The following is a 12,275-nucleotide window of genomic DNA, read 5'->3' as shown; positions in this document are numbered from 1 at the left end:
TGAAGTATCAGGCTCTACTCGCATATGCCATCACCCGAGATCACCGCCTCGGCATCCGTTCCCACAAACGCTCGCAAGCAGAGCAAGCCCACCGCCACGAGCGCTAGACCACGACGCAAGTACGCCAGCTTCGTAGCATCCATTCTCACCGACAGCCAGACCCAGCCGCTCTGCGCAAGCAACATAAGCGGAGCCGTCCCTGCCGCAAAACTCGCCATCACGATCATTCCTTGAACCGCAGAACCGCTCATCGTGGTGGCCCACAACATCAGATAAAGTGGACCACAAGGAATGAGCGGCGTCAGAGCTCCTAGAGCAAAACCACGCGTGTGCCCGGAAAGCCGATACGCCTTTTGCACCAATCCACGCCCCACTCCCGACTTGGCCTGCCATTTCGTGAAAAGCCCGTCCAAGTTAAAAGCAAGAGCGACAAAAAACGCCGCCATCGCCCACGGCGCGAATCGAGCAGGATTTTCGCCCACCCAGGAAACCAGCTGGCTCCCTAGAGCCCCCGCCAACGCCCCGAGCAAGGAGTAAGAAATCAATCGCCCCAGATGGTAGACGCCATGCGAAGGCAAGACGCTCGCCCCTTTCTTCTGACCAATCAAAGCGCAGCTCAAGGGGCCGCACATCCCTACACAGTGCAAACTCACCAATGCCCCGGCCCCAAAGGCGGCCACCGGACTTAGCAAAGCGTAGAGATTTCCGTCACCGATCATTTCGACTGTTCAAGCGGAACCGGCTCCGGAGCATTCTCCGAAGCGATTTTGATCAAGAAATACCAAGCCGATGCGAGCCCAACAAAAGTAAGCGTCACCCAAATGCCTAGCGTTCTCCAACCACCCTTTTTGCCTGTGTTCTTAGCGTCGTTCATTCTTGGCTTATTGTTTGTTCAACAAACGAGGGCTGGGTCCAATAAATTCTAACGGTCGCTCCATCAAAGCTTTCCCTTCCTCGTCGAGGACTTCCACAACCATCGAAAATCCCCCTGCGTAACTCTCCTTGCTAGCCAGCACCACAACCGGACGAACGAGATCCCCATTCCCTACAATCTCAAAGGCTTCATCTACACCCCGAACAGAAACGCCTTCCTGCTCGTAGTTCAGACGCAGGCTATAGGTCCCGCTCTCGTTGCTCGTATTTGTGACGCGAACCATAAACTGATTCCGCACAACCTCCTCGTCCACGTAATAAGACGATCCAGGAGCTCGCCATGCAGTGATCGTCGCATCCCCCAAACCTCGTAGTGAATAGAGCAATACGCTCGCTCCCACCAACAAGAGAACCGTGTAGAGGATCATGCGGGGGCGGATGTACTTCGTCTTGCGGCCTTCCAGACCTTCCATCGAGTCGTAGCGAATCAGCCCACGAGGCCGCTTCAGCTTATCCATCACCGAATCACACGCGTCGATACATGCCGCGCACCCGATACACTCGAGCTGCAGTCCTTGACGAATATCGATTCCAGTCGGGCAAACCTGCACACACTTGTTGCAGTCGATACAAGCCCCCGCGTTGGGATCCTTTGCCTTGCCGCGTGGTTCGCCCCGCTTCTCGTCATAACCGATCACCATCGAATGCTCATCAATCAAAGCCGACTGCAAGCGTCCATAAGGACAGATCACGATGCAAAGCTGCTCGCGGAACCAGGCAAAATTGAAGTACAGCACCCCAGCGTAAGCAAAAACGAATACAAAGACCTTCCAGTTTTCCGCAGGCGCGTCCTGCATCATGTCCCACAACCCTGGGATCGATACAAAGTAGGCCATGAACATGTGAGCGAGGGCTAAGGAAAGCCCCATGAAAACCGCGTGCTTCAAACCGCGTTTCCAAATGCGCTCAAAGCCCCAACCGGAGTTGTCGAGCTTGCGACGCTTAACCGCATCACCCTCGATCCATCGCTCCACGCGACGGTAAACATGCTCGAGAAACACCGTCTGCGGACAAGCCCAGCCGCACCAGATACGGCCGAGCAAAGCCGTCACGTAAAAGAGCCCAAACCCTAGTCCCGTGATCAAGAAAAACGCCAGCCACAGATCCTGCGAAGCAAAGGTCATCCCCACGAAGTGGAACCGCATCGCTTCAGTATCGAGAAACACCGCCGGGTAGCCGCCGACCTCGATCCACGGCAAAGCCGCGTACACCACGATTAGCAGATAGGCGCTAAGCTGTCGCCAAAGCGTAAACTTACCCTTCACATCAGCCGGGTGGATGATGTTGCGCGAGCCGTCGTCATTCACGGCGGTCAGCGAGTCGCGATTCGGTTGGTGGTTCTTGAGATTGCTTGAAGTGCTCATTGGATTCGAGGGGCCGGTCACCCCATTCTAAAACAAAAAACGGACCAGACGAAGGTCTTTCCCTCAGTCACTAGATTCTCTAGCGGGAGGGAACGAACCTCATCTGATCCGCAGATTAAGTATTCGAATTACTTAACTTGCTTAGAAACGAGGAACGCGACGACCTGGTTCACCTTCTGGTCTCCCAGAACCGGTCCCCAAGGCGGCATACCCGCTGCGGCCACGCCTTCTTCTACGATCTTCTTCATGGCCAACGGCTCGGAGCCATGCTTCCACTCAGCATCGTTGAGCGGCAGCCCGATTCCGCCTTCCAAGTTCTGGCCATGACAAGACGCGCAAGTCTGCTTGTAAACCGTCTCACCGGCAGAGACGATGCCTGCATCCTTCGCCATCACGGCGAAAGTATCGTTATCGAGCACGCCAGCCTCGGCCTTAGCCTTGGCGACGGCTTCATCAACTTGAGCCAGAGCCGCTTCGAGCTCTTGCTCCTGAGTCATTCCGATATCCGCCTTCTGGTAGTACACCCAATAGGCGACTGCGAAAACGATCGTTGCGTAGAGAGTGAAGAGCCACCAGTTCGGTAAACTCTTATCGTACTCTTGGATACCATCGAAGGTATGAGCGCGGATTTTCTCTTCTGTAGGTTGCTTACTCATTTCTGAAATGTGTTCGTAGGTTATTTTCCAATACAGCCTTAGTCATCGAGCGGCATACGGCTCGCCTTGTTGCGCTCGCCCTTGCCCATCTTCAACGCCTTCCAGACGATCACGCCGAAGGCTAGAAAGAAGAGCACGAAGCCGATTTGAGGGAAGAGCGTGTGCCACTCAGTGTATTCAACTCTTTGAAACATAGTCTTGGTCCTCCGAGTTACTTGCTTGCAACCTCCTCCACAACAGCATCGGACTTGCCGAGCTGCTGGAGATAAGCGATGAGCGCCACGATCTGCGCGTCCTGATCCACTTCCTTGCCACGTGCCTCCAAGTTCTCCTTGATGGCGCGAGCTTGGGCCTTGGCTGCAGAATCGATCTCGGCAGGCGACCAGTCTGGCCAAGGCACGCCGAGCATCTTCTGTGCGTTGATCTTCGAAGGAAGCGATCCGTAGTCGGTCATCTTCTCAAAGAGCCAAGGGTAATTCGGCATATTCGAACCTGGCGATGTGAGGCGCGGATCGAGCATGTGGTCGTAGTGCCAGTCGTCGTTGTACTTGCCACCGAGACGAGCGAGGTCAGGTCCGGTACGACGAGATCCCCACTGGTATGGGTGATCGTAGATGGACTCGCCGAGACGGCTGTATTCACCGTAACGCTTCACTTCCGCCACGAACGGGCGAACCATCTGGGAGTGACAGTTGTAACAGCCTTCCGTGATGTAGATATCGCGTCCAGCAAGCTCCAGCGGAGTGTAAACCTGCTGGATCTTGTCCTCAGCCACGCTCGCCTTGTCGATATTCACAAGCGGTACGATTTGAACAACGCCACCGACCGCTGCGGAGAGCAGTACAAGAACCGTAAACGGCATGGAGTTTTCGATGAGCTTGTCATACCAAGCCGCGAAGCTGTCGCCGCTTCGCGCAAAATGAACGATACAGCTCATAACCACTACGATAGTGAGTCCCATGCCGATCAGCTCGACGAAGCCTTCGCCAAAGAGCCAAACACAGGAGAAAACGATGAGGCCTGCAGAGTAGAGGAACGCGGGGTGAACGATCGCGCCAATGAGGCCCAATTTCTTGCCCTCCTCCTCAGTATCAGCCACCTCGCAGACACCGTTCACTGCCTTGCCAGACTTAACCGTCATCCAAATGTTCGCCGCCATAAGGATGAAACCAGCGAGGTAGAGCGCGCCGCCAACCACACGAGTCAGCATTAGCGGACGGATGGATTGCAGCGTTTCCAAGAAGTTTGGATACGCGAGGATACCTTGCTCATCCGCATTGTTGAGCATGAGACCTTGCGTGATGCCCGATACCCACATCGATGCGACGTAGAGCAGGATGCCCACGAGGCCGAGCCAGAAGTGCATGTTGGCCCAGGAGACCGAGTAGAGCTTTGTATTATAAAGACGCGGAGCGAGGAAGTAGAACAAGCCCGCTGCCATGAAACCGTTCCAACCGAGCGTACCTGCGTGAACGTGCCCGATAATCCAGTCGGTGTAGTGAGCGAGAGCGTTCACCGAGCGGATAGAAAGAAGCGGTCCCTCAAAAGTAGCCATGCCATAGAAGGTAACACCCGCCGCGAAGAACTTAAGAACCGGATCCGTACGGAGCTTATCCCAAGCGCCACGGAGCGTAAGCAGACCATTCAGCATACCACCCCAAGAAGGAGCCCACAGCATCAAGCTGAAGATCATGCCGAGCTGCTGCAGCCAGCCTGGAAGCGCCGTGTAGAGCAAGTGGTGAGGCCCCGCCCAGATGTAGATAAATACCAGCGACCAGAAGTGCACCACCGAGAGACGGTAGGAATAAACCGGTCGGTCCGCCGCCTTCGGCATGTAGTAGTACATGATACCGAGGATCGGCGTGGTAAGGAAGAACGCCACCGCGTTGTGACCGTACCACCATTGCACAAGCGCGTCCTGCACACCTCCAAAAATCGGATACGAGTGAAGCAGACTGGTCGGGATCGAAAGGTGATTTACGATGTAGAGCATCGCCACCGTCACGATCGTCGCGATGTAGAACCAGATAGCCACGTAGAGCGACTTCTCGTTTCGCTTCGCCAGCGTGAGGAAGAAGTTGATCGCGAAAACGACCCAGATGAGAGCGACGGCGATATTGATCGGCCAAATCAGCTCCGCGTACTCCTTACCACGAGTGTAACCAAGTGGAAGGGTCAACGCCGCAGAAACGATGATCAGCTGCCAGCCCCAGAAGTGGATCTTCGAAAGCAGGTCCGATCCGGTGCGGGCCTTCACCAAACGTTGCGTCGAATGATAGACCCCAGCGAACATCATGTTGCCCACAAAGGCGAAGATGACCGCATTGGTATGCAGCGGACGCAAACGTCCGAAGGTCAGCCACGACGTATCAAAATTCAGGAAGTGGAAGTTTAGCTGTGCGGCGACGATGACGCCCACGAGCATGCCGACGATGCCCCAAAAAATGGAGGCCATCATGAACATGCGCACAGTCTGGTCGTCGTACTCGATTACTAGTTTCTGATCGGACATAAGGTCAGTATTGTTTGAGGAGGTGTTCGCTGGTTGTGGGAAACTCGTTCGCCTCGGGCTTAGTCTCTTTCGCGATGGGCAACCGTCCGCTCCTCTTCGAGAGGCATCAGACTGTCACGTTCAGGGCTGCTCCACGTCGACGTCTTCCGCGTAAAAGCGAAAAACGTGAGCGCGAGTCCCACGAGTATCAGTCCGATAAAAACGGTTAGGAAAATGACGTTCATCCTAGGCTAGTAGCGTTGCTAATTAGAGCATTTAGAATAATTGCTATTAAATACCTTTATTTCTTTTATTACTATCGAACTTCGCAAATCAAGCTTTAAGACGGAAAGTTCCAAATATGAGGAATCTCGATCAACGAAGCTAATCGATGAATCGACACCGCACTAATTCGCAACCGGTTCAGCCATAAAGATAGCTAACGACCGGTCCGCGTCACCATCCCCCTATTCGTGGAGCGACAAGCAAAGCAGATGGCCGCTATCGCCCATGCTCTGCAAAAGGCAGTCGACCACCCCCGTCTCCTCGAAAAACGAAAAGACCACGCTCTCCTTACGATAAAGAGGATCCCGAGCCTTGGTCTGACGCTTGAGAACCCCCTGGAGGTAGTCCCACCGATCGTAGGGAAAATATCCCTCGATTCGTTCGCTCCCCTCGAAATGCTTCTCGCAAAACTTGGCGGCGGTCCCCGAAGCAGATTCGATCCTGCCCTCTGAATTCAGAAAGAATGACACGACCTCGCGCTGCCCCCGGTTCGACATAAGCTCGACAACCCGATTTCGTACCGAACGGCAATGCACCCCCTTCGCGCACGACAATATCGCCCGATAATCAGCCTTAGGCCTCCAATCCCCGGAAGCAGTCGACTGCGCCTCGCTCGCAACAAGATGCACCACCACCGCGATCCTCCGCCCCACCGACATCGCGAGCAACACGGAATCGTTCGAAAACTCAGTGATCTCGATCGCCTCCAGGTCGTCCACGCTCTCCGAGCTCATGTAGTCCGCCTGCAAGCCGATCACCGCTCCCTCGATCCCGTAGGATTCGATTAGAAAATTCTTCAGCTCCGCCCAATCATTAAAGTTCTTACAATTATAGCGACACTCCAAGCGCGAGGGACATTCACCCAGCGCCTCGGAGCTAATCGAATACTTCGATTCCAACGATTCGGACATAGAGAGCGTAACAAGAGTTTTAGAGGCGGATGATCCCCCTCTTCGGATTCAGCCCAACGGCATGGCACATTCCGTAAATATGTCGAGAACCTTATCCCTACCTACTTACGTAAATCCACCTTACACAATTAACGGCAAAGTGCGAGCCAGGGCCTGTCTTTAAATGAACTCAAAGCTAGCAGGAACCCATTTTTTTGGGGGCGATTGTAGAGAGCGTTTGCGCAGTTTCGTGTCGAACGTTCGACATGAAACTGCGCGCATTGAGGGCTGGGGCTTTTTTCTGTCCCATTTGGCTACCGAGGAGCGCAGCGACGACAGCGAGGCGAACAACAACGTAGTTCCTCGAAAAATTGGCCCTGTCGCGACTCGTCACGGCGTATCGAAAGGAAGGCGGAAACGATTCGGCCCAAAACGAAGTTCGCGGGATCCGCCAAAGCCATCCGACACTCTTGTCGCAAGGCTTTGGCTGCCTTGCGGTGGTTCGATCTGGGCTCGAACCAGCAAAGAGCTCACTTAAAGACAGGTCCTAACGGATCGCTTTTACAAAACGCGGCCTACCGCTCCAATCGTCAGTCCCGATCACGTCATGGTACCCGATCCGCGCCCCAAAGCTCTCAAGCGACTCGCGATGGGCTATCCCCGTCTCCAGCCAAAGAACACCCCCCTCTTTCAGCCGGGCAAAAGCTCCTTCCATGATGGTTTCCAGATCAGCCAATCCATCCCGGTCGGCACGCAATGCGGAAAGCGGCTCGAAATCCCTAACCTCTGGCTCCGCCGTTCCCATCTCCTCATCCGTCAAATACGGCGGATTCGAAACGATCATATCAAAGTCTCCCGGCTCCTCCAGATCCGTAAACCAGTCCGACAAAACGAACGTCACACGATTCTGCAGCCCGCACCCGATCGCGTTCTCTTGCGCCAGCTCCAAAGCCTCCTTGCTCGCGTCCAACGCGAACACTTCCGCTCGCGGCAGGGCAAAGGCCAACGCCAGAGCGATCGCACCCGTCCCAGTACCCAAATCTAGGATACGATAGGCACCATCGTTTTCACCCAGCGAGTCAATCGCGAGCTCCACCAGCTGCTCCGTCTCCGGGCGCGGGATCAAAGCCCTAGCATCCACCTTCAGCTCGAGCTCATGAAAGGGAGCCGTGCCCAAAATGTACTGCAACGGCTCTCGCTTCGCCCGGCGGGCCACCTTGCTTCGCATATCCGTCAGCTCGTTTTCGTTCAACGGCCGATCGAACTGCATGTACAGCTTCATCCGGTCGATCCCCAAAGACGAAGCGATCAACCACTCAGCATTCAAGCGCGGGCTCTCAACTCCCTTCCCCTCCAGGAAAACGGAACTACGTTGAACAACGTCCAACACTGTCAGCATCTCAGCCATTCGAGGAAACGCGTATCCAAAGAATCAAGACTGAGGGCCAGTCATCAGAGCCTCAATCTTAAGACGCTGATCTTCCGCCTGCAAGGCAGCCAACACCTCGTCGAGCTCGCCATCCATCACCTGCGTCAAACTATGGATCGTCATCCCGATACGGTGGTCCGTCAGTCGACTCTGCGGGAAATTGTAAGTGCGGATACGCTCGCTTCGATCCCCCGTACCGACTTGCTGCTTACGGTTCTCCGCATACTTGGCACGCTCTTCCTCCTGCTTCACCTGCAAGATACGAGAGTAGAGAACCTTCATCGCCTTAGCCCGATTCTTAATCTGAGAACGCTCGTCCGCACAGTAAACCGTGATACCCGTAGGCTTGTGCACGATGTTGATCGCGGAGTCAGTCGTATTAACGTGCTGCCCGCCCGCTCCGCTTGCGCGAGTCGCGGTGATTTCTAAATCCTGCGGGTTGATCTGCACGTCCACCTCTTCCGCTTCCGGCAAAACCGCAACCGTGACCGTCGACGTGTGGATACGCCCCTGCGATTCCGTCTCCGGAACACGCTGCACACGGTGCACACCGCTCTCGAGCTTCAGCTTCTTGTAAACCTCTTCCCCGCTGATCGAAAAAATGACTTCCTTGAAACCGTCGATACCACTTTCACTCGCGCTCATTTGCTCGACACGCCACCCCTGACGCTCCGCCAAACGCGAATACATGCGGTACAGATCCGCCGCGAACAACGACGCCTCGTCACCGCCAGCCCCAGCGCGGATTTCCAAAATAGTGTTTCGCGAATCCGTCTCCTCCGGCGGGATCATCGCGGTCAAAATCTTCTCCTCAAGCGACTCGATCTGCTCCTCCAGATCCGGAATCTCCATCTCCGCCAACTCCTTCAGCTCCTCGTCCCCATCCGGGTCCGCCATCATCTCCTTGTTTTCAGCCAGCTGCTCCTTCGCCTTGTCCAAGGCCTCGTAATCCACCAGCAGTTGGCGCAGCTTCATCTGCTCGCGGGAAATCGCAGCCGAACGACGGGCGTCGCTGTAAAAGTCAGGCGCGTTCATCATCTCGTCGATCTCTTCGACGCGGGCCTTGAACGGAGAAATATCTGGGAGCTTGATAGCCATAATTGCAAGAGTTCCGCCCCTTGGCAGGCAGAGCATTGAAAAAGACGCAAATCCGTTACCAAAAGCAAGCCACATAGCAAGCGCCACATTTGCAGATTGCCTCACCACCCCCACCCTACAGCCTAATTGCCCAACACCTAAATCCCTCGATTCCGTGTCCCAAACCTATCTCACCCAAAACAAAGTCGCCATCATCTGGGACTTCGACAAGACCCTCATCCCCGGCTACATGCAGCAGCCGATCTTCGAGACATTCGAGATCGACGAGCCCACCTTCTGGAACGAGGTCAACACCATGGCAGAACGCTACAAAGAGCGCGGCTACACCGTTTCCGGCGAAAGCGTCTACCTCAACCACATCCTCACCTACGCCAAAGCCGGCAAGATGCCCGGCCTCAACAACAAGATGCTCCGCGAACTGGGCAAGCAGATCGAATTCTACGACGGCCTGCCCCACTTCTTCGAAGAGCTCCGCGAGGTCGTCAAATCCAAGCCCGAATACGTCCGGCACGACATCCAACTCGAGCACTACATCGTTTCCACTGGGCTCGCCGAGATGGTCCGCGGCACAGCCATCGCCCCCCACGTCGAAGGCATCTGGGGCTCCGAATTCATCGAAAACCCGCTCCTCCCCGGCTACCTCGACCAGGACGACTTCGAGATCGAGACCGACGACATCATCTCGCAGATCGGCACCATGATCGACAACACCACCAAGACACGCGCACTCTTCGAGATAAACAAAGGCTCCAACAAAAACGACGCCATCGACGTAAACGCCAAGCTCCCAGCCGAGGACCGCCGCATCCCCTTCCAAAACATGATCTACATCGCCGACGGCCCCAGCGATGTCCCTTCCTTCTCCGTCATGCGAAAGTTCGGAGGCAAAGCCTTCGCCGTCTACAAGCCGGGCAACGACAAGGAGTTCGAACAAAACGATCTCCTCCTCCAGACCGAACGCATCCACGCCTACGGTCCGGCCCGCTACTCGACCGAGTCCTCCACCGCCATGTGGCTCCGCATGCACGTGCACAAAATCTGCCAACGCATCGTGGCCGACCGCGAAGCCTACCTCGCCAAAAAAGTCGCCCGACCACCCCGCCACATCGACGACAAAGAGCCACCCGCCCCCGAAGCAGAACCGAGTCTCGAACAGGAGACGCTCGAATTCGAATCCTAGAGTACGGCCACGCGAGCCTAAGCCGCTCGCCTACTCGGCCTTTTCCTCAGAAGACTCCGCTCCGGCGGACTCCTCTTCGCCTTCCGGCTGATCACCGCCATCGACCAGGAACGACAACACCTCCTGGTTTTCTAAAAAGTACTTCGGGTCCAATTCCACAGCCGGCACCAGAAACTCGCGCTTGCTCGGACGATGCACGTAGCGCGTGTACTTCCGCGTACGCCCCTTCACGCGAAGCACTCTACGACGCTCCAGCATCAAACCGAGGAAATGCTTCAGCTCCGAATTCTCCTCAGTCAAGGAGCCCTCCTCCTCTCCTTCGAACAGATTGATGAACAGATTGTCCGCGGTCAGCTTAAGCGCCTCCGCCTCCTCCTTGCCATCACTCGGCTTTGGCTTGAAGCGCTGCGTCCAACGACAAAGCACCCGGCCTGGCATCTCCACCGCGTTGGCCTCCTTGATCAGCACATCCACCCGCTCCAGCTCGCCTTCCTCCGTCTTCACGAGAGCGCAAGCGACCGCGTCATCCTTCTCGAAGTCCTCTCCAGTCAGGTACGATTTACGAGCGATTGGGGTGATATGCCATTCCATAAACCTCCACTATTTGCGGCCACGCCCAACTGGCTAGAAAATTTTCGGTCTTCGGATTGATTCCGGGCAAAGATTACTCTTTAACATGCGGCTTCTTACGGGGCGCAACCGCTCCGCAACTCAAATTTGATCCAGGCATGCAACTAAACCGCAAGGTTCGCCCCGAAATCCTCGACTCCGTCGCCCTCCTCGTCGTCGACGCTCAAGACAGCTTCATCGACACGCTCCACAACAAGGACGAATTCCTGAGACGAGCCGCCTTCGCCATCGAAGCCGCGCGCTGCCTCAAGCTCCACACCATCTTTACAGAGCAAGCTCCCGACAAGCTAGGCCGCACCAATAGCGAACTCTTCAAGCTCGCTCGCAATCCTCGCGTATTCGCCAAGCAGACATTCTCCGCCCTCGGCTCGCCAGGCATGGAGCGTTTCCTACGCGAAAAGGAGATCTACAACCTGCTCATTGTCGGACTCGAAGTCCCCATCTGCGTCTACCAGACCGGACTCCAAGCCACCGACGAGGATATCGACGTCACTTTCCTCAGCGACTGCCTCGGCTCTCGCCGAGCCCAAGACGAAGCCCCAGTCCTGAACGCGCTCACCAACATGGGCTGCTCAGTCCTGCCTTCGGAAACCGTCTTCTACTCGCTCCTCTCCGACACGCAGAACCCCTACTTCCGCGCCTTCACGAAAATCGTGAAAGCCTTTTCCGAAGAAGAGTTCTCTCTCGAAACCTACCTTGAGAATCGTCCGGAAGAAGTGAACGAGACACCGGAACGTCCTCAAAAACAACGCAAGGACCGCCCCAAGCGAGAGCGTGAAGATTCCGAATCCTCGAAAAGCGACGATCGCAACGAAGAACGCGCTTCCGATTCATCCGAAGATGGATCCGACGAACAACGCCGGGGACGTCGACGCGGACGCCGCCGCGGCAGAAATCGCGGACGTGATCGCCAAGAGCAGAACCGAGAATCTGACAACAATGAGCAGCCTTCCGACTCTCCACCCAAGCCTGAAGAAAAACAGGAACCCAAACCAGCCGCTCAACCGAAACCGGAAAAGCAGGCCGAGCTGAAACTCGATTCTGAACCAAAGGCAAAATCCGAGTCCGCTCCAAAACCAGAAAAAAGCGAATCGTCGGAAGAGCCTAAGAAACCAGCGAAAAAGGCTGCCAAGAAAGCAGCCAAAAAAGCGGCAAAGAAAGCCGCGAAAAAGGCCGCCAAAAAAACAGCGAAGAAAGCTGCCAAAAAGGCCGCCAAGAAAGTCGCCAAAAAGGAAGAGGCAGAATAGGCCCCTCCTTACAACCAATCACAAGAAGGACGTCCGTTCAGCGGCCGTCCTCTTTTTTTGACGATAACAAGC

At 55.5% G+C, this 12,275-nt stretch carries 14 protein-coding genes; 2 read left to right on the top strand and 12 right to left on the bottom strand.

Annotated features, from left to right (window positions below; all coding sequences use genetic code 11):
• Window positions 1-14: 14 nt before the first annotated feature.
• The 11 genes from JIN87_RS20540 to prfA form a co-directional block, all read right to left on the bottom strand.
• The gene (locus JIN87_RS20540; RefSeq protein WP_200357498.1) at window positions 15-719 is read right to left on the bottom strand and encodes a sulfite exporter TauE/SafE family protein; all 705 of its coding nucleotides are present in this window, start codon (window positions 717-719) and stop codon (window positions 15-17) included.
• Window positions 716-874, bottom strand: coding sequence for a hypothetical protein (locus JIN87_RS20535; protein WP_200357497.1), 159 nt, complete (start codon window positions 872-874; stop codon window positions 716-718). Before JIN87_RS20535 ends, JIN87_RS20540 begins: the two co-directional genes overlap by 4 nt.
• 7 nt (window positions 875-881) lie before the next feature.
• Window positions 882-2,297 (bottom strand): cytochrome c oxidase accessory protein CcoG, encoded by a 1,416-nt coding sequence (gene ccoG, locus JIN87_RS20530; RefSeq protein ID WP_200357496.1) that lies wholly within the window; start codon window positions 2,295-2,297, stop codon window positions 882-884.
• Window positions 2,298-2,425: 128 nt separating this feature from the next.
• Window positions 2,426-2,953, bottom strand: coding sequence for a cbb3-type cytochrome c oxidase N-terminal domain-containing protein (locus JIN87_RS20525; protein ID WP_200357495.1), 528 nt, complete (start codon window positions 2,951-2,953; stop codon window positions 2,426-2,428).
• 38 nt (window positions 2,954-2,991) lie between these two features.
• Window positions 2,992-3,147 carry a hypothetical protein gene (locus tag JIN87_RS20520; RefSeq protein WP_200357494.1) on the bottom strand — a complete coding sequence of 52 codons (156 nt, stop codon included), beginning with the start codon at window positions 3,145-3,147 and terminating at the stop codon, window positions 2,992-2,994.
• Window positions 3,148-3,164: 17 nt separating this feature from the next.
• Entirely contained in the window at window positions 3,165-5,465 is a 2,301-nt protein-coding gene (gene ccoN, locus JIN87_RS20515; RefSeq protein ID WP_200357493.1) for a cytochrome-c oxidase, cbb3-type subunit I, read from the bottom strand.
• Between the two features lie 59 nt (window positions 5,466-5,524).
• Window positions 5,525-5,689, bottom strand: a complete 165-nt coding sequence (locus tag JIN87_RS20510) for a hypothetical protein (RefSeq protein ID WP_200357492.1) — start codon at window positions 5,687-5,689, stop codon at window positions 5,525-5,527.
• A gap of 222 nt (window positions 5,690-5,911) precedes the next feature.
• The gene (locus JIN87_RS20505) at window positions 5,912-6,640 is read right to left on the bottom strand and encodes a hypothetical protein (protein WP_200357491.1); all 729 of its coding nucleotides are present in this window, start codon (window positions 6,638-6,640) and stop codon (window positions 5,912-5,914) included.
• 369 nt (window positions 6,641-7,009) lie between these two features.
• On the bottom strand, window positions 7,010-7,153 hold the full coding sequence (locus JIN87_RS28365) for a hypothetical protein (RefSeq protein ID WP_234033526.1): 144 nt from the start codon (window positions 7,151-7,153) through the stop codon (window positions 7,010-7,012).
• A gap of 13 nt (window positions 7,154-7,166) precedes the next feature.
• The gene (gene prmC, locus JIN87_RS20500; protein ID WP_200357490.1) at window positions 7,167-8,027 is read right to left on the bottom strand and encodes a peptide chain release factor N(5)-glutamine methyltransferase; all 861 of its coding nucleotides are present in this window, start codon (window positions 8,025-8,027) and stop codon (window positions 7,167-7,169) included.
• A gap of 24 nt (window positions 8,028-8,051) precedes the next feature.
• On the bottom strand, window positions 8,052-9,146 hold the full coding sequence (gene prfA, locus JIN87_RS20495) for a peptide chain release factor 1 (RefSeq protein ID WP_200357489.1): 1,095 nt from the start codon (window positions 9,144-9,146) through the stop codon (window positions 8,052-8,054).
• A 154-nt stretch (window positions 9,147-9,300) separates the two neighbouring features.
• Here prfA and JIN87_RS20490 point away from each other — a divergent pair, with 154 nt between their 5' ends.
• On the top strand, window positions 9,301-10,326 hold the full coding sequence (locus JIN87_RS20490; RefSeq protein ID WP_200357488.1) for an HAD family hydrolase: 1,026 nt from the start codon (window positions 9,301-9,303) through the stop codon (window positions 10,324-10,326).
• 30 nt (window positions 10,327-10,356) lie between these two features.
• Here the strand turns inward: JIN87_RS20490 and JIN87_RS20485 are convergent, their stop codons facing one another.
• Window positions 10,357-10,917 (bottom strand): hypothetical protein, encoded by a 561-nt coding sequence (locus JIN87_RS20485; RefSeq protein WP_200357487.1) that lies wholly within the window; start codon window positions 10,915-10,917, stop codon window positions 10,357-10,359.
• Window positions 10,918-11,054: 137 nt separating this feature from the next.
• Between JIN87_RS20485 and JIN87_RS20480 the strand changes: the two genes are divergently transcribed.
• Window positions 11,055-12,203, top strand: coding sequence for an isochorismatase family protein (locus JIN87_RS20480; protein ID WP_200357486.1), 1,149 nt, complete (start codon window positions 11,055-11,057; stop codon window positions 12,201-12,203).
• Window positions 12,204-12,275 lie beyond the last annotated feature (72 nt).

It is taken from the genome of Pelagicoccus mobilis, from assembly GCF_016595505.1.
In the GTDB taxonomy this organism is placed as follows: Bacteria; Verrucomicrobiota; Verrucomicrobiia; order Opitutales; family Opitutaceae; genus Pelagicoccus; species Pelagicoccus mobilis.
Note: the sequence above shows the minus strand (reverse complement) of the source record. Positions and strands in the feature narration are given on the sequence as shown.

Coding starts and splice junctions, on each gene's coding strand:
- JIN87_RS20510 (WP_200357492.1), bottom strand. CDS start 5,689: ATGAACGTCATTTTCCTAACCGTTTTTATCGGACTGATACTCGTGGGA.
- JIN87_RS20505 (WP_200357491.1), bottom strand. CDS start 6,640: ATGTCCGAATCGTTGGAATCGAAGTATTCGATTAGCTCCGAGGCGCTG.
- JIN87_RS20535 (WP_200357497.1), bottom strand. CDS start 874: ATGAACGACGCTAAGAACACAGGCAAAAAGGGTGGTTGGAGAACGCTA.
- JIN87_RS20480 (WP_200357486.1), top strand. CDS start 11,055: ATGCAACTAAACCGCAAGGTTCGCCCCGAAATCCTCGACTCCGTCGCC.
- JIN87_RS20485 (WP_200357487.1), bottom strand. CDS start 10,917: ATGGAATGGCATATCACCCCAATCGCTCGTAAATCGTACCTGACTGGA.
- ccoG (WP_200357496.1), bottom strand. CDS start 2,297: ATGAGCACTTCAAGCAATCTCAAGAACCACCAACCGAATCGCGACTCG.
- JIN87_RS20520 (WP_200357494.1), bottom strand. CDS start 3,147: ATGTTTCAAAGAGTTGAATACACTGAGTGGCACACGCTCTTCCCTCAA.
- JIN87_RS20540 (WP_200357498.1), bottom strand. CDS start 719: ATGATCGGTGACGGAAATCTCTACGCTTTGCTAAGTCCGGTGGCCGCC.
- JIN87_RS20525 (WP_200357495.1), bottom strand. CDS start 2,953: ATGAGTAAGCAACCTACAGAAGAGAAAATCCGCGCTCATACCTTCGAT.
- prmC (WP_200357490.1), bottom strand. CDS start 8,027: ATGGCTGAGATGCTGACAGTGTTGGACGTTGTTCAACGTAGTTCCGTT.
- prfA (WP_200357489.1), bottom strand. CDS start 9,146: ATGGCTATCAAGCTCCCAGATATTTCTCCGTTCAAGGCCCGCGTCGAA.
- ccoN (WP_200357493.1), bottom strand. CDS start 5,465: ATGTCCGATCAGAAACTAGTAATCGAGTACGACGACCAGACTGTGCGC.